At 45.7% G+C, this 21,549-nt stretch carries 20 protein-coding genes; 5 read left to right on the plus strand and 15 right to left on the minus strand.

Annotation, left to right across the window (positions count from 1 at the left end; genetic code table 11):
- Positions 1 to 168: 168 nt before the first annotated feature.
- The 12 genes from trpS to pilM form a co-directional block, all read right to left on the minus strand.
- Positions 169 to 1,185, minus strand: a complete 1,017-nt coding sequence (gene trpS / locus AB4375_RS01025; protein WP_016796005.1) for a tryptophan--tRNA ligase — start codon at positions 1,183 to 1,185, stop codon at positions 169 to 171.
- Between the two features lie 150 nt (positions 1,186 to 1,335).
- The gene (locus AB4375_RS01030) at positions 1,336 to 2,022 is read right to left on the minus strand and encodes a phosphoglycolate phosphatase (protein WP_017061120.1); all 687 of its coding nucleotides are present in this window, start codon (positions 2,020 to 2,022) and stop codon (positions 1,336 to 1,338) included.
- A 102-nt stretch (positions 2,023 to 2,124) separates the two neighbouring features.
- Positions 2,125 to 2,799, minus strand: a complete 675-nt coding sequence (gene rpe / locus AB4375_RS01035; RefSeq protein ID WP_017068835.1) for a ribulose-phosphate 3-epimerase — start codon at positions 2,797 to 2,799, stop codon at positions 2,125 to 2,127.
- A 201-nt stretch (positions 2,800 to 3,000) separates the two neighbouring features.
- Complete coding sequence (locus AB4375_RS01040; RefSeq protein WP_017061122.1) at positions 3,001 to 3,849, minus strand: Dam family site-specific DNA-(adenine-N6)-methyltransferase; 849 nt, start codon at positions 3,847 to 3,849, stop codon at positions 3,001 to 3,003.
- A gap of 69 nt (positions 3,850 to 3,918) precedes the next feature.
- Positions 3,919 to 5,436, minus strand: coding sequence for an AAA family ATPase (locus AB4375_RS01045; RefSeq protein WP_017068836.1), 1,518 nt, complete (start codon positions 5,434 to 5,436; stop codon positions 3,919 to 3,921).
- A 79-nt stretch (positions 5,437 to 5,515) separates the two neighbouring features.
- Positions 5,516 to 6,604, minus strand: a complete 1,089-nt coding sequence (gene aroB, locus AB4375_RS01050) for a 3-dehydroquinate synthase (protein ID WP_017061124.1) — start codon at positions 6,602 to 6,604, stop codon at positions 5,516 to 5,518.
- A gap of 25 nt (positions 6,605 to 6,629) precedes the next feature.
- Positions 6,630 to 7,148 carry a shikimate kinase AroK gene (aroK, locus tag AB4375_RS01055; RefSeq protein ID WP_017061125.1) on the minus strand — a complete coding sequence of 173 codons (519 nt, stop codon included), beginning with the start codon at positions 7,146 to 7,148 and terminating at the stop codon, positions 6,630 to 6,632.
- 176 nt (positions 7,149 to 7,324) lie between these two features.
- Entirely contained in the window at positions 7,325 to 9,043 is a 1,719-nt protein-coding gene (locus tag AB4375_RS01060) for a type IV pilus secretin PilQ (protein ID WP_032545762.1), read from the minus strand.
- A gap of 35 nt (positions 9,044 to 9,078) precedes the next feature.
- Complete coding sequence (locus AB4375_RS01065; protein WP_372050879.1) at positions 9,079 to 9,600, minus strand: pilus assembly protein PilP; 522 nt, start codon at positions 9,598 to 9,600, stop codon at positions 9,079 to 9,081.
- Positions 9,584 to 10,213, minus strand: a complete 630-nt coding sequence (locus tag AB4375_RS01070; protein ID WP_017068838.1) for a type 4a pilus biogenesis protein PilO — start codon at positions 10,211 to 10,213, stop codon at positions 9,584 to 9,586. The genes AB4375_RS01065 and AB4375_RS01070 overlap by 17 nt, the downstream gene beginning before the upstream one ends.
- Positions 10,206 to 10,805 carry a PilN domain-containing protein gene (locus AB4375_RS01075; protein ID WP_137001067.1) on the minus strand — a complete coding sequence of 200 codons (600 nt, stop codon included), beginning with the start codon at positions 10,803 to 10,805 and terminating at the stop codon, positions 10,206 to 10,208. Before AB4375_RS01075 ends, AB4375_RS01070 begins: the two co-directional genes overlap by 8 nt.
- Positions 10,789 to 11,814: a type IV pilus assembly protein PilM gene (gene pilM, locus AB4375_RS01080; protein ID WP_017061130.1), complete on the minus strand. Its 1,026-nt coding sequence runs from the start codon at positions 11,812 to 11,814 to the stop codon at positions 10,789 to 10,791. The genes AB4375_RS01075 and pilM overlap by 17 nt, the downstream gene beginning before the upstream one ends.
- Positions 11,815 to 11,965: 151 nt before the next feature.
- Between pilM and AB4375_RS01085 the strand changes: the two genes are divergently transcribed.
- The gene (locus AB4375_RS01085; RefSeq protein ID WP_372050880.1) at positions 11,966 to 14,527 is read left to right on the plus strand and encodes a penicillin-binding protein 1A; all 2,562 of its coding nucleotides are present in this window, start codon (positions 11,966 to 11,968) and stop codon (positions 14,525 to 14,527) included.
- Between the two features lie 111 nt (positions 14,528 to 14,638).
- On the opposite strand, the gene oxyR is transcribed toward AB4375_RS01085, so the two are convergent.
- On the minus strand, positions 14,639 to 15,532 hold the full coding sequence (oxyR, locus tag AB4375_RS01090; protein WP_017061132.1) for a DNA-binding transcriptional regulator OxyR: 894 nt from the start codon (positions 15,530 to 15,532) through the stop codon (positions 14,639 to 14,641).
- On the opposite strand from oxyR, the gene AB4375_RS01095 reads away from it, so the two are divergent.
- The 3 genes from AB4375_RS01095 to AB4375_RS01105 all read left to right on the plus strand — a co-directional run bounded on the left by AB4375_RS01095 (position 15,531) and on the right by AB4375_RS01105 (position 18,225).
- Positions 15,531 to 15,710 (plus strand): hypothetical protein, encoded by a 180-nt coding sequence (locus AB4375_RS01095; RefSeq protein ID WP_017068839.1) that lies wholly within the window; start codon positions 15,531 to 15,533, stop codon positions 15,708 to 15,710. The genes oxyR and AB4375_RS01095 overlap by 2 nt on opposite strands.
- A 44-nt stretch (positions 15,711 to 15,754) precedes the next feature.
- Positions 15,755 to 16,483, plus strand: coding sequence for a glutathione peroxidase (locus AB4375_RS01100; protein WP_017061133.1), 729 nt, complete (start codon positions 15,755 to 15,757; stop codon positions 16,481 to 16,483).
- Positions 16,484 to 16,758: 275 nt separating this feature from the next.
- Positions 16,759 to 18,225: a dihydrolipoyl dehydrogenase gene (locus AB4375_RS01105; RefSeq protein WP_017068841.1), complete on the plus strand. Its 1,467-nt coding sequence runs from the start codon at positions 16,759 to 16,761 to the stop codon at positions 18,223 to 18,225.
- Positions 18,226 to 18,548: 323 nt separating this feature from the next.
- Here AB4375_RS01105 and AB4375_RS01110 read toward each other — a convergent pair whose 3' ends face one another.
- Positions 18,549 to 18,896 (minus strand): RidA family protein, encoded by a 348-nt coding sequence (locus AB4375_RS01110; RefSeq protein ID WP_004729674.1) that lies wholly within the window; start codon positions 18,894 to 18,896, stop codon positions 18,549 to 18,551.
- Between the two features lie 87 nt (positions 18,897 to 18,983).
- Between AB4375_RS01110 and AB4375_RS01115 the strand changes: the two genes are divergently transcribed.
- Positions 18,984 to 19,232 (plus strand): DUF3624 domain-containing protein, encoded by a 249-nt coding sequence (locus AB4375_RS01115; protein WP_029235423.1) that lies wholly within the window; start codon positions 18,984 to 18,986, stop codon positions 19,230 to 19,232.
- Positions 19,233 to 19,487: 255 nt separating this feature from the next.
- Here AB4375_RS01115 and argH read toward each other — a convergent pair whose 3' ends face one another.
- A complete protein-coding gene (gene argH / locus AB4375_RS01120; RefSeq protein WP_017061136.1) occupies positions 19,488 to 21,362 on the minus strand; it encodes an argininosuccinate lyase in 1,875 nt (624 codons plus the stop codon).
- Positions 21,363 to 21,549 lie beyond the last annotated feature (187 nt).

Consider the following 21,549-nt stretch of genomic DNA (forward strand, 5'->3'; position numbering starts at 1 on the left):
ATCATCTGCACAGCATTACAGCTATGGATATGCTAGCTAAATACTGGGTAAATTATCAATTCAAACAAGGGGGTTTCGAGGAAGGCAAATGGAATGGGCATGAAAAAGCCCAAAGTAAACAACAGCTACTTTGGGCTCAAATTCTCAAGCGAGTTGTGTTAGTTCACCCTATGGGCGAGTAACAAAACCTACTGCTTCGTATGCTTTTTTCAGTGTCACTGCAGCACGTTCAGAGGCTTTTTCAGCACCGGCTTTCATTACTGCGTCCATGTAGGCACGGTCAGCACGGATACGGTGATATTCAGCTTGAATCGGCTCAAGCATCTCAACCAATGCTGCGCCTACGTCTTTCTTGAACGGACCGTACATTTCAACGCCTTGGTACTGCGCTTCGATCTCTTCGAACGTTTTACCCGTCGCTGCAGAGTACAGACCCATTAGGTTAGAGATACCCGCTTTGTTTTCCCAATCGTGAGCAATGCGTGGTGGTGTTTCTGCATCGGTTTGCGCTTTGTTGATCTTCTTGATGATCGACTTAGGCTCTTCTAGCAGAGTAATCACGTTCTTACGGTTGTCGTCCGACTTAGACATCTTCTTCGTCGCGTCTTGCAGGCTCATTACACGTGCATTCACTGTTGGAATGTAAGGTTCTGGTACTTGGAAGATTGGCGTTTCAGGACCGTAGATGTTATTGAAGCGAGTTGCGATATCACGCGCTAGCTCTAGGTGTTGTTTCTGGTCGCTACCTACAGGTACTTGGTGAGCACCGTAAAGCAGGATGTCTGCAGCCATCAACACTGGGTAGTCGTATAGGCCTACGTTTACGTCGTTTGAGTGACGTGCAGACTTATCTTTAAACTGAGTCATACGGCTCAGTTCACCCATTTGTGTGTAACAGTTAAGAAGCCAACCAAGTTGAGCATGCTCTGGTACGTGTGACTGAACAAATAGCGTGCTCTTCTTTGGATCAACACCGACAGCAAGACAGATTGCTAGTGCGTCTAGAGTCGCTTCATGCAGTGCTTTCGGATCTTGGCGAACCGTAATTGCGTGAAGGTCTACAACACAGTATTGGCAATCGTAATCATCTTGCATCTGTTGCCATTGACGTAGAGCACCCAAGTAGTTACCGATACTTAGTTCACCAGATGGTTGAACACCACTCAATACGATGGGCTTGCTCATGGTTTTAATTCCTTTGCTTATTCGCTAAGTTTATTGAACGCTTAGCTTCTTAACTTAAATATAGAAAAGCCGCACAGCTCTTCTGTACGGCTCATCCAGTGTACTCATTGATAAGTATTTTGCTAGTAGGTTAGCTAACTTTTGTCCGTTTTATGCTGAAACTAGAACGACATCTAGTAATTGCGCGACGTTATCCGCGACATAGTCAGGGTTTGATGCTGAAATCGGCTCGCCGTGGTTATAACCGTAAGTCAGACCAAACGAGTGACAACCTGCATTCTTAGCCGCTTTAATGTCGTTGCTTGAATCGCCAACCATCAACATCTCTTCCGCTTTTACATTGTGCTTTTCTAGCAACCAGTTCAGAGCGACTGGGTTCGGTTTTTTCTCTGGGAAAGAGTCGCCACCCAACACATCAACAAAGTACTTATCAATACCGTGTTGCGCCAGTACGTCTGGTACAAACTTCGATGGCTTGTTGGTAACCAGCGCCATAGTGAAGCCGGCTTTATCCAGCTCAGCCAGCGTCTCTTTAACCGATGGGTAAAGGTGACTTAGCTTGTGACCGCCCTGCTCATAGAAATCATCAAACAGGATGCGTGCTTTTTTCAGTAGCTCTGGCTCTAGGCTTGGGTCAACCGTCAAGTTACGGCTGAGTGAACGTCCGATAAGAACATCAGCACCATTACCTACGTAGTCGCGAACTTGTTCTTCGCTCACTGAAGGGAAGCCCAACTCCTGACAAGCTTGGTCAGCAGCAACGGCCAAATCAGGCACGCTGTCTAACAAGGTTCCATCCAAATCAAAGGCGATCAGTTTTATTGAGCTTAATGACATCTTACTTTCCTATTTATTATGTTCGTCTTATGAGTTGAGCTATAAGACGTAAAAAAGGGGCAAATTAGCCCCTTAATATTCAATCTATCTGTAGTTTTACGATTATGCGTTTACTTTTGCAAGCTCTGCACGCATCTCATCAATCACTTCTTTGTAATCTGGTTGATTGAAGATAGCTGAACCCGCAACGAACATATCTGCGCCCGCTTCTGCGATTTCACGGATGTTATCAACCTTCACGCCGCCATCAATCTCAAGGCGAATGTCACGGCCTGACTCATCAATCAGCTTACGAACAGCACGTAGTTTATCTAGCGTGTGAGGAATGAAAGATTGACCGCCGAAGCCAGGGTTCACAGACATTAGTAGAATCATGTCTACTTTGTCCATGATGTAATCTAGGCAAGAAAGCGGTGTTGCAGGGTTAAGAACCACACCCGCTTTACAACCGTGCTCTTTGATGAGCTGTAGAGTGCGATCGATGTGCTCTGAAGCTTCAACGTGGAAGGTAATCATTGATGCGCCCGCTTTTGCAAACTCAGGCACGATGCTGTCTACTGGCTTAACCATAAGGTGAACATCGATAGGAGCAGTAATACCGTAGTCGCGCAGCGCTTTACAAATAGGCGCGCCAAAAGTCAGGTTAGGTACGTAGTGGTTGTCCATCACATCGAAGTGCACAACATCAGCACCAGCTGCGAGTACTTTTTCTACGTCTTCACCAAGACGAGCAAAATCTGCAGACAAAATCGATGGAGCGATTAGAAAATCTTTCATACCAAACCTCTTAAGAGTGAGTAAATTGCGAATATCACCGCCTTGGTGACATCTCATACACAAATACAAGACTCAATCCCAAGACTATTTGGTGTGCAATTCTACCTAAGCAACTAAGCAGATCCTAGCAGTTCGAAAGATTAGTTTATGAAAGTACCCGTTGGTCACTCAATTTAATGAGTTCGAGGGTTATGTTGGCCGCTACAATTCTTCTGAAGCGTGTTGCTGGTTTTTCTCTTTATGAAAAAGTGCCAGTAACTCATCGACTTTATTGCGCCCTGCGCCATTACGGCTAATGGTGCGCTTAACCTTGACCACGTTCAGTTCTGCACCATGGTATAAACGGCGCGTTAAGGTGGTGTCATGGTTTGAGATCAAGACAGGGATGCCTCGTTCCATCGCTGCTTTTTCAGCAACATCCGCCAGTGCAGCTTGGTCATCTAAGCTAAAGCCATTACCTGCGTAAGAGGTAAAGTTTGCCGTGTTCGACAGTGGTGCGTATGGAGGATCGCAGTAAACCACACAGCCTTTGCGCGCGCGGCTAAAGGTTTCATGGTATCCCTCACAGACGAAGGTGGCTTTTTTCGCTTTCTCGGCAAAAAATTCCAGCTCAGCTTCTGGGAAGTAAGGTTTTTTATAAGAACCAAATGGAACGTTAAAACCGCCCTTCTTGTTGTAACGACATAGGCCATTGAAGCCAAATCGGTTCATATACAAGAAAGCCAATGAACGATACATGACGTTATCTGTACCATTGAACTCAGCGCGAATATCTAAGAAGGCTTCTTTACGGTTGTTCTCAGGACAGAACCAGCGCTTCGCTTCCGTGATATAAGTTTCAGGATCGGTTTTAAGCAGGTTGTACAGGTTGATAAGATCGGGATTGATATCTGCAAGCAGGTACTGTTCAAAGTCAGTATTCAGAAATACTGAGCCGGCACCGACAAACGGTTCTACCAATTTACGAGCAGGTGGCAGGTGACGTTGGATGTCTTCAACTAGGCCATATTTACCACCAGCCCATTTTAGAAAGGCACGCTGCTTTTTCATTTACTGCTCTATCTATCAACTCAAAAATAAGGCTGCGGAATGTAACATATTTTGAGGCTAAGCTCAGGGTTATTTCGCACGTTCTATCTCTCGATGCACTTGATTCATCGATTTTGCCCAAGGTTCCAACTGTTGAAGGGGTTTTGATAACGCACTTACCGCGTCTCTCGCCACTTGAATCGTTGGGTAATCTTGATAAGTGATAATAAACCACTTGGTGTCGTTGCGAAGTGTTGGGTAAATACGAACCTTGTTCTCAAGGTCATACTCTTCAATGAAAGACTGTACGTCGTCCAATGAGGTCATCGCACTCAACTGCAAAGTATAAGCTCGCGGAGAGATAGCTTGTAACTCTTCGCGAGAAAATGAGAATGTAATTTTCTTAGTCGGTGGCGTGGACTGTGTTAGGTCTGTTGCTTCATCGGCTGAAGGCTGTGACTCCACTTTGTCTGCATCTGATTGCGAACTCACCGCGGCACCTGTGTTTTCTTCAACAGCAGCATCAATCGCACTGGTATCGGCACTTTCAGGTTTATCATCAAGCAAGGCATCAACCACATCAGAGGTGATTACGACACGCTGCTGATCTTGTTCGACTTCTCCAACACTCGCGGTATCTTCAACGACAGTCGGTGGCAAAGATGAGCTGTCGTCATCAGCACCTTGATAACTCATGTCAGCTTCGGCTTCAGAATCGTCCATTCCGTCGATTCCAGCTTGCTCGGTACCACTTTCCACTTCAAAAGTTGGGATAGCTGTCTGTTCAATCGGAGCGATAAGAGATTGCGCTTTATCGTCAGGGGTTGGTTGACTGAACATCCACCAATAACCACCACCAATTAAAATCAACAGCAAGGCCACCACAATCGCGATATTGATGGGTGAGCCAATAATTGAGCGAATAATAATCCTTTTTTCCACTTTCAATTCTCCTAAAGCCATTAACTCACCGGGCAGAGGTTGCGCTTTATTAAACGCACGTCGCACGCAAGTTTCAGACTCATCATCAACATATCGAATCACCAGTGATTCAAAGAAATGTTCAGCTTCTGGTTGCGAAAGGTCATCGATCTCAAGATCGATAGGTTTGTGTTGTTGACCGTAGCTCAAACGCGTTAATAACGTATCTAAGTGGCCAGGTTCCGAGAAGAGAACGATATTGATCGTCCATTGAGGGTTTGATTGAGCTTCCAGTACCAACATCCATAATTCGGATACCAATAGCTCAGAAAGTCGTTGGGCATCATCAACGACGATAACCACATTACACGGTTCTCCATCCAGTAACCTTGTTAGGCTATCCGATAAAGAATCATGTTGATTAAACAGGGGATCAGAAACAATTTGGCTAAGAATGAGCGCACGGCGTTGTTGATCGTCTTGGCTTGGATGACAAAGCAGTAAACACTGATTTTTTTCTGTCGACCATGCTTCAAGATAACGCTGAGCCAACCAAGATCGGCCAGAGCCAGCTTTGCCCGCCACCGTCACAAGGTTTGAACCAAAGTTAGTCAAAAGCTGTAAGCGCTCTAGCAGCTCAACTTGAGATTCTAACTCTAATACTCTTAATTCATGAGCCAAACTCATTGGGGATCCCTACTGATAAGATCGATCAGTAAAACGCTTCAGTTGCCTAGAGTTTAGCTAGGCAACCTCACAACCAAATTTAAAGAGTACGGCAGAAATCGATCGCTTGTTTAATGATGTCTTGAGGCACATCAGCAACCACTTCAGCAGTACCAATACTTGTTGGTAATACCAAACGTAACTGACCAGACAGCACTTTTTTATCGCGCATCATGTGCTTCATAAAGTCTTCAAAAGACATGCTTTCTGGCGTATGGATTGGTAGTTTCGCATTCTTGAGTATAGAAATAATTCGCTCAAGTTGCTGCTGAGAGATCAGTCCCTGTAATTGAGCTGTTTTAGCTGCCATTACAGTGCCTGACGACACAGCTTCACCATGTAGCCAATTACCATAGCCTAGTTCTGCTTCAATCGCATGACCAAATGTATGACCTAGGTTCAATAACGCTCTGATTCCTGACTCTTTTTCATCTAGAGCCACCACTTCAGCCTTAATTGCACAACAACGAGCAATCGCGGTAATCAGTGCTTCTTCATCAAGTTGATAAAGTTTCTCTAGATTCTGCTCCAACCAATCAAAGAAGGCTTCATCGTAAATGATGCCGTATTTGATCACCTCAGCAATGCCCGCTGCAAACTCACGCTCTGGAAGCGTTGATAAACAGTTGGTATCGATGATCACAGATTTCGGTTGGTAAAAAGCGCCGATCATATTCTTACCAAGAGGATGGTTTACTGCGGTTTTACCACCAACAGAAGAGTCCACTTGAGAAAGAAGGGTCGTCGGGATTTGAATGAAATCAATACCGCGCTGGTAACAAGAGGCAGCAAAACCGACCAAGTCACCGATAACACCACCTCCTAAAGCAATCACCACCACATCGCGGCTGTAATTTCCTTCAAGCATGTAGCTCATCACTGAATTGAACGTTTCAAGGGTTTTGTACTGTTCACCGTCTGGCAGCTCGAGAAGAGATGTCTGACAGCCGACTTGATCCAATAGCGATAAAATTTTATCAGCATAAAGAGGCGCTACTGTCACATTACTGATAACAACAACTTTCTGCTTACCTGATAAAAAAGAAAGGTACGCCGGGTCTTCAAATAACCCGGCGCCAATAGAGATAGGGTAGCTACGCTCAGCTAGATTGACCGTAATCCGTTCCATGGGTTTGCTCTCCGAAAAAATGAACTTAACGTTCTTCTAGCATTTTTACGATCTGGTTGGCTACCACTTTTGCACTTTGGTCGTCAGTACGAACTGTGTAGTCCGCCACTTCTTCGTATAGTGCGTTGCGAGATACAGCTAGATCTTCTAGCACATCACGCGGGTTGTCTGTTTGAAGTAGAGGGCGTTTCTTGTCGCGGTTAGTGCGAGCAAGTTGCTTTTCAATTGTTGTCTCTAGGTATACAACAATGCCTCGTGCAGATAGACGGTTACGGTTTTCTTTGCTCAACACTGAACCACCACCTGTCGCAAGAACAATACCTTGTTCTTCTGTCAGATCATTGATTACAGATTCTTCGCGCTTACGGAAACCTTCTTCGCCCTCAACATCAAAAACCCATGCGATGTCTGCGCCAGTGCGCTCTTCGATCACAGTGTCAGAGTCTAGAAACTCCATATGAAGTTGGGAAGCTAGGTGTCTACCAATTGTACTTTTGCCGGCGCCCATTGGGCCAACAAGAAAAATATTGCGTTTCTCAGCCATGTTTTTAGCAGTAATTTACAACGTTAATTCAATGACATCGCCACAAGGTAGGTCAGTACAAGTACTGAAATTAAAAGGCCCGTGGCACCGATTCCTCACAGATAATTCGTGATAAGACCCGAAATTATCAAGGTTAGGTGCCACTAATGCAACTTTATTTTTAATCTAATTGTTCATTACTGAATCACAACTTTGGGTGTGACAAAAATAAGTAGTTCACTTTTACCCACATTTTCATAGCTGCGACGGAACAATGCGCCCAAAACTGGCAGGTCCCCCAACAGAGGAACTTTATCCACTGTACTGCTCACGCTGTGCTGAAATATCCCGCCAAGCACGACAGTTTCACCATTATTAACAAGCACTTGCGTACCTATTCTTTGCGTATCAATGGCGACCGCTTCACCGGTTCCAGTTTTTACCACTTGCCCTGGCCTATCTTGAGTCACGCTCAAATCCAATACCAAACGATTATCGGGCGTGATCTGCGGTGTCACCTTAAGACTCAACACGGCTTTCTTAAATGCAACCGACGTAGCGCCACTTGAAGATGACTCTAAGTAAGGAATTTCAGTACCTTGCTCAATATAAGCCGGCTTTTTATTGGTGGTGATTAAGCGTGGACTAGAAATGATTTCAGCTTTTGACTCTTGTTGCAGTGCCGACAGTTCAAGATCGAGTAAGGTATCTGAACCCAGTTTGGCCACCTGAAACGCAATACTCGAGGCGTTCGGCGATGTTGCCCCTAAATTGACGTTGAGATAGTCATCAATCACGCTGCTGCCGCTATCGTCGTCATACGGCGTAATCGCTGATGGGTGGTTACCTTCGATTGAGCCACCAACGGTGAAGCTTCCGTTGGTTGAGGAAACGCCCCAGCGCACGCCAAGCTCATCAAGATTACCCTCAGTAACCGTGACAATACGTGCCTCTATCTGTACCTGCTTCACGGGAATGTCTAACGATTCAATGATGCCTCGGATCACGGCAATGTTTTCTTCCAATTCACGAATGAGCAGTGAGTTGGTGCGCTCATCAATGGTAATCGAACCACGATCGGACAACATGCTGACCGCACCTTCACCTCCAATCATGTCAGCGATGTCGGTGGCTTTAGCAAAGTTAATCTTGATGATTTCCGATTTAAGCTCCCCTAACTCCTCTTCTAAGCGCGATTTCTCTAACGCTTGTTGCTCTCGAAGGTCGAGCTCCGCTTTCGGCGCGACCAAGATAACATTGCCATCAACACGCTTATCCAAGCCTTTAACTTGCAAGATAATGTCGAGAACTTGCTGCCAAGGTACGCCATCTAAGCGTAACGTCAGGTTTCCGGCTACCGAATCAGACACCACGAGATTGAAGTCGTTGTAATCGGCAATCAGTTGCAGGACATTTCGTACCGGGATATCCTGGAAGTTAATCGATATCAGCTTGCCCTCTTTCTCTAGAACGCTTTTTTCTTTGGTCGCTTCATCGAGCACCGGTTTGCTGATCACCACCTCAATAAAGCGCCCCTTTAGGTTGTATTCATACTGATAGTCATTGCTAATCGTCGCTAGAAGCCGAGTGCTTGGTGTCTCTTTATAGACTTCAATGCCTTCAACCAAGGTAGCGAAATCCTTCACATCCAGCAGGTAGAGCTTGTCATCATCAACTTGAGTATTGATTAGCTCGATACTTAACCCTTCCTGAGCTCGTTGAACATCCACCACTGCTGTGCTGGTCGCCAGCTCAATAATGATGACGGCGTCTTTATCCTTATTGACCCTAAAATCAATATTCTCCAATTTGTTCGGTAAGCTCTCGGCATGGCTGAGCACGCTAACAACCAACATCACAGACACAGCAAAACCTTGTAGAGCCTTGCTCACTAATCCACTTATTCCTTTAATCATATTTACATCTCATATCCACATCATGTGACATTGGTTTACTTCAGAGCCAGCCTAACGTTGCGCTTATGCCAACAACCTAAGCCATCTGGAAGAGTTTCATTAATCTGAACGTATTGGCTCGTCACCTTAGTAACTCGGCCATTGTTTAAGCCGATAAACTGGCCTTTCTTGACGTTTACCACGTTGCCTTTGGGTGTTTGCACTAAGCCAAACACGCTTGAGCCACTGCCCATCACGCCTCTTAAACGAAGCTTACTCAGCGGGTACTTCTCTAACTTGCCATTACGAGAACGGGCGCTGGGTTGCCAACAGTCTTTCTTAACCAAGGGTTGGTTTTGCACAATGGCTTCTTTAGGCAGTTCAAACGGAGGACGAAAGGCTCGCCGCTGATAAGTAGCGGCCAAAAATTCAGTCGCAGGAACCAGTTGTTCCACCTCTTTTTTCGCTTTGGCCTCAACTTGCACTACAAAGTCTTCTAACGAATCTTCATTCGCTTTACAGCCCGTGAGCACAAGCAATAGTAATGTTGAATAAAACACGCTATTGGGTTTCATCATTAACCTCCGATTTAAACTGGTAGGTATAAGCTCGAACCCTAAAGTGCAGCGTGCTACTTTCTTGACTGACTCGCTGCCAATTCACATCATCAAAGCTAATAATACGCGGCAGCTTGGCGATGGCAGCAGAGAAGTCACCAATCTCGTGATAGTCACCTGTCAGCTCTATATTGAGAGGCAATCGATAGAGAAACTCCTTATTCTGCTTTTGCCCCCAATCGATTCGTGTGAAGGTCAGCGAGTTATCCAAGCCGAGCTCATTCACGGAGGCCAACATGCTCGCTAACTCCTTTTGAACGGGCAGCTGCTCTAATAGATAATCGTAGCGACTGGTTAGTTCATCCAGCTGACTCTGCAATTTAGGCAAGGCTGCAACCTTGTTGGCCTTTATTCGCAAGGTCGTCTTTAAGGTTTGTTCTTGTTGCTTCATCTGTTGCAGTTCATCGTCGAGTGGCAACACATAAAGCCAAGTGCCTACACCTTGGATTAACACTATCAACACCAGAATCACGAGAAGCTGAGGCAGCAATGGCCATTCGGTGATCTCATCAACATCGAGATCTTGCAAGCTCATCCTGTTTTGCCTACTAATCCTATTTTGAAGGTTAGCCATGATGCGCCCCCTTATCTTTTCTGCTCGCGGTTGTGTTTTCTAAAGACACAGGGCTAAACACAAAAGAGACCTTGAAGGTCTGAAACTCTTTATTGAAGCGCTTGCGGTTATGAACGATAGAGTGCATCTCGACCCCTTTCAAAGAATCTGAACGTTCGAGGTTGTCCAACATGGTGGCGAGACGAGCAGTGCTGTCGCTGATGCCCGACATTTCAATCTCCTGACCATTCATCTTTATCTTGTCGACATAGACCCCCTCTGGAATCAGCTCCGGCATCAAGTTCATGAAGTCGGTGGTCTTATTACGGCCAAGCTGCAGCGACTCAACCACATCAAGTCGAGTCAGAATGGCTTTGTGTTCTTGCTCTGCGACTTTCAGTGACTGAATTTGTCGATCAAGCTCAGCGATGTATTGATTGAGATAATTAAGGCGCGCTTGCTGCTTGGCTTGTTGGTCGTGAAAGTAGTTACCGACCGCCCATTGCCCACCAAGCGCAATGATGACGCCAAGAATGACCAGATGGATAAAACGCTTCTTGTGCTGAGCACGAATCTCATCACGCCACGGCAGCAGGTTAATTTGATGCAACATGCTTCTCTCCCTGCCACTTGAGCCCACTCATCGCCATACCCGCCGCGATACCAAAGTGTTGCCAGTCAATCGGCAGTCGGCGTCTCTTGGCGACCTTATTCTCAAATAAAGACAAAGGATTCAATGACTCGCAGCTCAACTGAAAATGGCGTTCTAGCTCTTCGGTTACCATAGGGATGCTGGCGCCCTCGCCCATCAACCAAATCCCTGAGATAGGTTGCTGCGCATTTCCCGATGAATAGAGCTGCAATTGACGCTTGAGCTTCTCAATCAGGTTAACAATGAATTGATGTGTCTCTTCCATAGTACCGAACACGCTCTCGATATCACTCGGGTCATCTGAGCTGCGAAGATCTTGAGTGCCAAAGGCGATGTCTTTATAGAAAGGCGCCGAATTCTGCGGGATAACCCCTAGCGAGGTTTGGTCGATTCCAACATCCACTAGCAACCAGTTTTTCTTATCGGGATACAGGCGCGAGGCCAATTGCCAGATATTAAGTAGCCCATGCGCCTGTGTATCCACCACCACAGGTTTGAAGCCAGCCTTGGTTAATGCATCCGCTCGGCTATCCACAACTTCTTTACGAGTGGCGTATACCTGATAACTGCTTGTCGAACCTTTACCAAATCGTTTGTCTTCCAGCTTTACAAAATCTAAACTCAGCTCCTCGATAGGGAAGGGAGATTGATGGGCGAAGGTTTGATAGATAGAAAACTCTTTTTCTCTGTCTTCTAACTCACTCTCTATTTGCAGTACTTTGCTGATCACCGTGTTATCAGGTACCGAAATGGCGACGTTGCGACAGCCAAAAGGCAGTCCTTTCCTAAGTTCTTTAAGTTTCTTAACAGTTTTCTGATACTCCAAAGTATGGTTAGCTGTAAAAATGTCGTCCGAAATCGGCAGCTCTTTGTATCCCACTAGGGCATACAACTCCCCCACGGGTTTTAGTACCACGGCTTTGATGCTGTGATGATTTATATCTATACCTGTAATTAATGATGAACCCATGTGACCTAGCTCCTGAAGTGCCAAGCATTTCGTTGATTATCTAGGGGTTGTGATTATTAGTTAAATAAGCGTTAATAAACGAAAGCTAAGTTTTTAGCCTAGAGTACAAGGGTTTGCTGCTTATCAGCCTTAACTAATCAGGGATTATCCGGTGAAGTTCATAAAGCGATTATTCATATTTACATTGATTTGCATGATTCTTGGAGTCAGTACAATTTTCGGGTTTTATTTTTACGTAAAACCAGAGTTGCCTGATGTTGCCACTTTGCGCGACGTAGAACTCCAAACGCCGATGCAAGTCTTCAGTCAAGACGGTAAGCTGATCTCTCAATTTGGTGAAAAGCGTCGTAATCCAGTGACTTATGACGAGATTCCTCGCCACTTAGTTGAGGCTCTGATTGCCACCGAAGATAGCCGTTTCTATGAACACCCAGGTATTGACCCAATCGGTATCACACGTGCAGCACTCGTGGTTGCAATGTCGGGTTCAGCCAAACAAGGTGCTAGTACCATTACTCAGCAGCTTGCGCGTAACTTCTTCTTATCTAATGAGAAAAAGATTATGCGTAAGATCAAAGAGATCTTCATTGCGATCCACATTGAGCAACTTCTTAGTAAAGAAGAGATCATGGAGCTTTACGTCAACAAGATCTTCCTTGGTCACCGTTCGTATGGTTTTGGCGCGGCAGCACGTGTTTACTTCGGTAAAGATCTTCCTGATCTCACGCTGAGTGAAATTGCGACCCTTGCGGGTATGCCAAAAGCACCTTCGACAATGAACCCTATTTACTCTGTTGAGCGCGCGACTAACCGTCGTAACGTTGTATTACGTCGTATGTTAGACGAGAAATACATCACTCAAGCAGAATTTGATGAAGCTCGCAGTGAAAAGCTGATCTCGAAGTACCATGGTGCAGAAATTGAACTGAGCGCACCGTATGTTGCAGAAGTTGCACGTGCTTGGATGGTGGAACGCTATGGTGAAGAAGCTTATACATCAGGCATGAAGGTCTACACGACCGTTGATTCGAAACTGCAAAAAGCAGCGAACCAAGCCGCAATTAAGAACCTACTTGGCTACGATGAGCGTCACGGCTACCGTGGTGCTGAAAAAGTATTGTGGCAGACTGCGCAATCAGCGTGGGATCAAGAACAAATCGTTAAACACCTTAAGTCTCAACCAACCTATGGTGACCTAGTCCCTGCTGTTGTTACCGCGGTTGATTCGAAAAGTGCTCAAATTTGGGTTAAGAACCAAGGTGAAGGCACTATCGAATGGCAAGGCATGAACTGGGCGCGTAAATTCCTAACGGATAACCGCCAAGGACCAGCGCCTTCTCAAGCGAAAGAAATTCTGGCTGTTGGTGAACAAATCTGGGTTCGCCATGAAGCCGTTACCGGCGATGAAGTCTCTGAAGAGCCGACAGAAGAGTCAGCGACTGCAGAATCAGAAACACCGATTGTATGGCGACTAAGCCAAGTACCGAATGCGAACACAGCATTTGTTGCAATGAACCCGAACAACGGCGCGGTATTGTCGATGGTCGGTGGCTTTAACTTTGTCCACAACAAGTTCAACCGTGCAACGCAATCTATTCGTCAGGTGGGTTCTGGTATCAAACCCTTTATCTACTCAGCAGCGATTGAGAAAGGCTTAACGCTAGCCTCACTGATCAACGATGCACCGATTAACCAATGGGATAAGAGCCAAGGTACCGCATGGCGACCAAAGAACTCGCCACCGACTTACGTGGGTCCAACTCGTTTACGTATTGGCTTAGCTCAGTCTAAAAACGTAATGGCGGTACGTGTACTGCGCGAAGTAGGCCTAGATGATACTCGTAACTACCTAACTCGATTTGGTTTTGATATTGACGAAGTGCCTCGTTCAGAGACCATTGCTCTGGGTGCGGGTAGCTTAACGCCAATGAAAGTAGCTCAAGGTTACTCAGTATTCGCTAATGGCGGCTACTACGTTGAACCTTTCTACATCAGCCGCATTGAGACACCATTTGGTGAGACTGAATTTGAAGCGACACCAAAAGTGGTTTGTAAAGACGATTGCCAACAGCAAATGACCTCAGACCCAATGGCTGATGAGTTTGCAGAGCAAGATGTGGATGCCAAAGTACAATACGCACCTCAAGTTATCTCTGAACAGAACGCATTCCTTGTTCGTGAAATGATGTACAGCAACATCTGGGGTGGCGGTGATTGGAGCGCAGGTACGGGTTGGAACGGTACAGGTTGGCGTGCACAGCCGTTGAAGCGTCGTGACATTGGCGGAAAAACGGGTACCACCAACGATTCGAAAGATACTTGGTACAGCGGTTACGGCCCTGGCATGGTTGCAACGGTATGGGTTGGTTTTGATAACCACAACCGCAACCTAGGCAGAACCAAAGCGAACTCAAATCTTGGTAAGAACCAAATTACGGGTGCAGAAGCTGGCGCGAAAACAGCAGAACCTGCATGGGTTGATTTCATGGGTACGGCGTTAGCGGGTGTTCCTGCTGAGCGTAAAGAGATTCCTGAGAACATCGTCCGTGTTCGTATCGACCGTGAAACTGGCTTACTGACCAACAAGTTCGATAGCTCATCAATGTTCGAGTACTTCGAGAAAGGCACAGAGCCAACCGAGTACATCACTGAACGTTTCAATGATGACATCTACTCAACCTCATCAGGTGAAGCAGTAGAAGAACTGTTCTAACTAAGGTTTGTAGAACCTAGTAACATGAACCAACAAAAAGGGTTGATATGAATTCATATCAACCCTTTTTATATATCTATATCTGACCAGACTAGGCTCTAAATTCAAGCGCTAAGCCGTCTTCTCCAGTTGAGTTCGAATCGTCTCAGCCAGTTGCTCGAAACGTCCCTTCAATGGAGAGCCCGGACGATAAGCCACGACAATTCGACGTGAAGGTGTTGGATTCACCGCAGGTACGTAACACACACCATCTTTCTGCTTTTCCTTTGGCACCGATAACTGAGGTAGCAAGGTAATGCCCGCCCCCGCCGCGACCATGTTACGCAGCGTTTCTAAGCTGGTTGCCTTAAAGCGCTCGTCATCTTTGGCACCCGCAGCAAAACAGAAACCCAAGGCTTGGTCTCTTAAACAGTGACCGTCACCTAGCGCCAGTACGGTTTGTCCATTTAGCTGCAGCATATCGACAGTGTCTTGTTGAGCCCACTCGTGGTCACATGGAACGGCAACACTTAACGGCTCGTCATACACATCAATCTCTTTAAACACCGCCGTTTCATCAACCGCAGCCAGTACCAAGCAATCAAGCTTGCCGTCTTCAAGTTGACTCACTAACTGATGGGTCTGAGCTTCATGCAGGTAAAGCTCAAGATCTGGGAAGCTCTCTTTAAGATGAGGAACAATCTTAGGCAAGATGTAAGGACCCACGGTTGGAATAAAACCAATGTGCATTGGCCCCGTCATCGCTTCACCGTGTCCACTCGCCATATCTTTAAAAGTTTTCACTTCATTGAGAATACGCTTGGCTTGTTCAACAAGTTGTAACCCTGATTCTGTAAATATTACCTTCCTTGGACTACGCTCGGTTAACTGAAGTCCAATTTCATCTTCGAGTTTGCGTATTTGACCGCTTAGTGTCGGCTGACTGACAAAGCACGCTTCTGCCGCTTTTCGGAAGTGTTTATGCTCTGCGAGCGCCACCAAGTATTCAAAGTCACGAATATTCATGATCAGTCTCTTACCTCAGGTTTTAATAAGAACAAGGGGTTTCATAGAAACATTTAAAAGAAAAATGCTCTTGATAGAATTTACCTATCAAAACCATAACATCAAACGATTAGAGCTATCAAAGAATTTATCTAATAATGGGCTCAACAAAACGAAACAGAGCAACGAAAAACGTTAAGCTCTAATAGAACAAAATTAAAAATACTATTTAAGGAAATCAATATGTTTGCATCTAAAGAAGGTCAATCAATCCCTCAAGTAACATTCCCAACTCGCCAAGGCGATGCATGGGTTAACGTAACGACAGAAGAGCTTTTCAAAGACAAGACAGTTATCGTATTCAGCCTACCAGGTGCGTTTACTCCAACATGTTCTTCAAGCCACCTACCTCGTTACAACGAACTACATTCAGTGTTCAAAGAAAACGGCGTTGATGACATCCTTTGTGTTTCTGTAAACGACACGTTCGTAATGAACGCTTGGAAAGCAGACCAAGAAGCGGAAAACATCACATTCATCCCAGATGGTAACGGTGATTTCACAGACGGCATGGGTATGCTAGTTGAGAAAAACGACATCGGCTTCGGCAAACGTTCATGGCGTTACAGCATGCTGGTTAAAAACGGCGTGGTAGAAAAAATGTTCATCGAAGAAGACGTACCAGGCGACCCGTTCAAGGTTTCTGATGCAGATACTATGCTTAACTACCTTGCTCCTGAGCACAAAGAGCAAGAGTCAATCACAGTATTCACTAAGCCAGGCTGTCCTTTCTGTATGAAAGCAAAACAGAACCTAATCGACAAAGGTCTGAACTACGAAGAAGTGGTTCTAGGTAAAGATGCAACAACAGTAAGCCTACGTGCAATCTCTGGTCGCACTACCGTTCCTCAAGTATTCATCGGTGGCAAACACATCGGTGGTAGTGAAGAACTAGAAACTTTCCTAGGCTAATCGCTTCATCGCCGATATAGGCTTAGAAGTATCAGCTAACCCACCCTCTTGTGGGTTAGCTATTCCAAACACTCTTATCTGAGTTTTGGGAAAAAGAATATAGCTGGTGACTCGCCTGTCTTTTACTAACCTATAGTTAGCAATAAAAGCAGAGTCACAAGCTAAACCTAATAAAACAGAATCACAAAACTGACCCGTTATCCTGACTCTCAAAAAAATCACCAGAGTTGGAGGGGTTCGTTCAAACTAAATTCAGCCATTGCGAGAAAATTATTATGAAACAAGTCAATGTAGATGTAGCAGTTATCGGGGGCGGTACGGCAGGTCTAGGTTCTTACCGCGCTGCAAAAGCACACACTGACAGTGTCGTGATGATTGAAGGCGGCCCTTACGGTACTACCTGTGCTCGCGTTGGTTGTATGCCATCTAAACTGCTTATTGCAGCTGCAGAAAGCGTACACCAAATCGAGAAAGCTCCGGCTTTTGGCGTTCACCCACAAGGCGATATCGTGATTAACGGTCGTGAAGTGATGGAGCGAGTGAAGTTTGAGCGTGACCGTTTTGTTGGTTTTGTTTTAGAAGGCGTTGATGAAATCCCAGAGCAAGACAAGATCTCTGGCTACGCAAAGTTCTTAGATGACAACACACTACAAATTGATGACCACACGGTTGTCACCGCTAAGCGTATTGTTATCGCGACCGGTTCTCGCCCTGCATACCCTGCCGTTTGGAATGAGCTTGGCGATCGCCTGATCATTAACGACGACGTGTTCAGCTGGGATGATTTACCAGAATCGGTTGCGGTATTTGGCCCTGGTGTTATTGGTCTTGAGCTTGGTCAGTCACTGCACCGCTTAGGTGTGAAGACCAAACTGTTCGGTTTGGGTGGTCAAGTTGGCCCAGTAACTGATCCAGAGATCATGGCTTATGCAGATAAAGCTTTCAATGAAGAGTTCTATCTCGATGCCGACGTGAAAATCGAAAGCATGAAGCGCATTACCACTGAATCGGGTGAGCCACGTGTCGAAATCCAGTTCATCAATAAACAAGGTGAATTAGAAACTAACGTCGTTGAATACGTACTGGCAGCAACAGGTCGTCGCCCTAACACTGACAAGCTTGGCTTAGAGAATATCTCTCTAGAGCTTGATGAACGTGGTGTGCCAATCGCAGACCACTACACGCTACAAACATCACTACCATCAATATTTATCGCTGGTGATGCGAGTAACCAACTGCCTCTACTGCATGAAGCAGCAGACCAAGCTCGTATTGCGGGTGACAATGCAGGTCGCTTCCCAGAGATTCGTGCAGGCCTACGCCGCTCTAAAATCTCGGCAGTATTCTCTGACCCGCAAATCGCGATGGTTGGTGAAACCTACAAAGAGATCACCACACGCTTGGGCACATGTGGCTGTTTCGCAACGGGTGAAGTGTCTTTCGAAAACCAAGGTCGTTCTCGAGTGATGCTGCGCAACAAAGGTATTCTGCACGTATACGGCGAGCAAGGTACAGGCCGCTTCCTTGGTGCTGAGATGATGGGACCAAACGCAGAACACTTGGCTCACTTGTTAGCATGGGCACACCAGAACAAGATGACGGTTTCTGAGATGCTAGACATGCCGTTCTACCACCCAGTAATCGAAGAAGGTGTACGAACAGCGCTACGTGACCTGAATGCGAAACTGCACCTAGGTCCAGAGATGGTGAAACACTGTCTGGATTGTGGCCCGGGCTGTTAATCTCAGACTAGCGCCAGTCAATTAGCAGTTAACAAACGTTAGATACTAAAAAGGAAAGCCATTGGCTTTCCTTTTTGTTTTTGGCAACGAGTAAACTATAGATTCCCGATTACGCTCCTTCGTCGCTCTCGGGAATGACAGCAATTTTCATACACGTCTAGGCGAAGCTAACCAGAATAACGGTGCTTTTCAAAACGCGTCTAAACTGAAGCAAATCAAAGTGACGCATCAGCTAAACCAAAACTAAACTCGTCATTCCAGAACCGAGGGACGAGGTATCTGGAATCTCTTGAAGCCATTGCGTCACTAAAAGCTTTAAGCAATTACTTCTCAGCAGCAATCACAGAGATCTCAACAAGTAGCGCTTCGCGAGCCATGTCGCCAGTCACACATGCGCGAGCTGGAGCGTGACCTTCTGGAACCCATGCATCCCAAACTGCGTTCATTTCTTGGAAGTCTTTCATGTCTTTCAAGTAAATCGTTGCTGACAGCATGTGCTCTTTGTCGCTGCCTGCTTGCTCAAGTAGCGCTTCTACTTTATCTAACATGGTTTGAGTTTGTTCAGTGATGTCTTTAGTTGCATCAGCACAAACTTGGCCACATAGGTAGATAGTACCGTTGTGTTTAACAATACGGCTCATACGTTGCTTGGTTTCTTGGCGCTCAATCATCGACTTTCTCTCTCTGTGTCACCGTGATCCAATATCTTGTGACGTGTTATTATCAGGGCAACAAGCATAACGCGAATCAAACCCAAGATGACATGCATTCATTGCAATAAAAGTGAAAAAATCCGTAACAAACTCGGTCGCTGCCAGCGTTGCATGAATCAGCTGATGGTGTTGTCGATTTTGAGTTGGGGAGTATGGTGGCTGTTTTTCAGAGAAGACCCAAAAACCATCAATGCCATCGCGTTGATGATGGCCGCTTTCGCGTTCAGTGGCTTGCTGTCGTTGCATTGGGTCATGAAGTTTGTGGTGCTACCGTTAAAGGGCAAAAAACGTTAGCTGGAAGTCTTTATTGGATAAAGAGTAGTGATTAGAGACAGGGCTAAACAATCCGATAATTCATCATAATTTTCGAGCTATTGTCATTTCCCGAACAGCAGATAGAAAAAAGCCCCAGAACCAATCGATTCTAGGGCTTTCTTAGAAAATTCTAAGAAAAAGCAGTGGTACTTTAATAGACCGGGCTTTTCTTAGTTTGTTCCCAAAAAAGATCAGATTTTTGATCTTTTTTTTAGGAGTTATAAAATCAATGCCTTATGCAACATTAACCTTAGCAATTATCTGCTCTACCAAGTTCACTTCCAATGCCACTTCATCACACGCATGTTGACGAGGACACTGGTCACAATCTTTCAGTACCTTCTCAGGCAGCAGAGATTTCGATGTTGGTAAGAAATCATGCTTCATAAAGAACTCTGGAGTACGAGTCAGCACAAACACCTTCTTGATGGCCATTTGTCGCGCTTTCTCAACCAAGTGCTGCACAATTGCGGTACCCTGCCCTTGACCTTGCCAGCCAGCTTCGACACCCAGTGAACGGATTTCCGCTAGGCCAGAGTCATACACATAGAGTGATGCACAACCTGTCACCTCACCATGATGCTCTGCGACCGCAAACGAGCCAATATCACGCACCAGTTCATTACGAGAACGAGGTAGGTTTTCACCCATGTTCGCCCAGTAAGCGACCATACCTTCCAACGCTTCAATATCGGTCAGACGAGCAGGACGAACCTTGACGATGGACGTATCACGCTGTGATAAACGTTTCTCAGCTTGGTCAACCGCGTAAGCCACTTGCTGTGGAGATACACCGCCTAGCGCGCTACGTTTTTCAAGACACGATTCAATGGTCAGGATGTCATACACATCTTCCTCAATCACCTCAGAGAACTCTTTCATCTCTGCGATGGTTAATTCTTCTAATGCACAGCCTTTAGCAATCGCCGCCACTACCGTCACACCAACAATATGGTGAGCTTCACGGAAAGGAATCCCTTTCGCTACTAGGTAATCAGCCAATTCAGTTGAGTTCGCGTAGCCTTGTTTCGCGGCTTCAAGTGTACGTTCGCCGTTCACTTTAATGCCGTCAAAACAGAGTGCTGCCATTTCCATACAATCATTCCAAGTATCTAAAGCGTCGAACAGACCTTCTTTATCTTCTTGCATGTCTTTGTTGTACGCCAAAGGCAGAGCTTTTACTGTCATCATCATTGCCGCTAATGAACCGTAAACACGGCCAGTTTTGCCACGGATAAGCTCTAGCGCATCTGGGTTTTTCTTTTGTGGCATCAGAGATGAACCTGACGTCACGGTATCCGCTAACTCGATGAAGTTTGATTCACCTGAGTTGTAGAAAATCATATCTTCTGCAAGACGCGAAAGGTGAAGCATAGAGATAGAAGCAATCGACATTAGCTCCATCACATGGTCGCGGTCAGAAACTGAATCTAGAGAGTTGCGCGTTGCACGACGGAAACCTAAGTTGTGAGCTAACTCTTCACGGTCCATCGGGTAAGCTGTTCCAGCAAGGGCACCAGAACCCAGCGGACATGTGTCTAGACGCTTAATCGCATCATTCAAACGTGAATAATCACGCTCAAGCATTTCAACGTAAGCCAAGCACCAGTGAGCAAAAGTTACCGGCTGAGCACGTTGTAAGTGAGTGTAGCCAGGAAGCACGGTTTCTTGATGCTGAGAAGCAACGTTCACCATTTGGCTTTGTAGGCGATCCAATGCCAGTAGCAGTTGGTTACCTTGCTGACGACACCATAGTTTCAGGTCTGTCGCCACTTGGTCGTTACGAGAACGGCCAGTGTGAAGTTTTTTGCCCAAGTCACCGACTTTGCCGATAAGTTGCTGCTCAACCCAGCTGTGAATATCTTCTGCATCAGAACGTAGAATCTGTTCAGGATCTTCCATCACCTCAAGTTTTAGCTCATTCAGCGCTAACTCAAGCTTCTGTTGCTCTTCTTCTGTTAATACGTTGACCGACAGTAGAGCTTTAGACCAGGCAATTGAGCCCACAATGTCTTGCTCAGCCAATCGGTAATCAAAACGAAGAGAATCGTTAAAATCTTTGAACCGGGTGTCTGCTGCTTGGGTAAATCTACCGCCCCATAATGCCATTGTGTATCTCCTAATTGCACAGTGCTCACTGTTTTTGCAAATGATAATTCTGATTAAGATTCAGTATTTTTCTGATGGTTTAAACTTACGGCAATTCAAAATGAAAATAAAGTATTAATTCATTATTTTCACATATTTATTCACCAACAGTTCAATCCATTGATTATTTTTAGCGTGGAGCGCGAAT

It is taken from the genome of Vibrio sp. 10N.261.51.C6, assembly GCF_041471785.1.
Lineage (GTDB): Bacteria > Pseudomonadota > Gammaproteobacteria > Enterobacterales > Vibrionaceae > Vibrio > Vibrio crassostreae_C.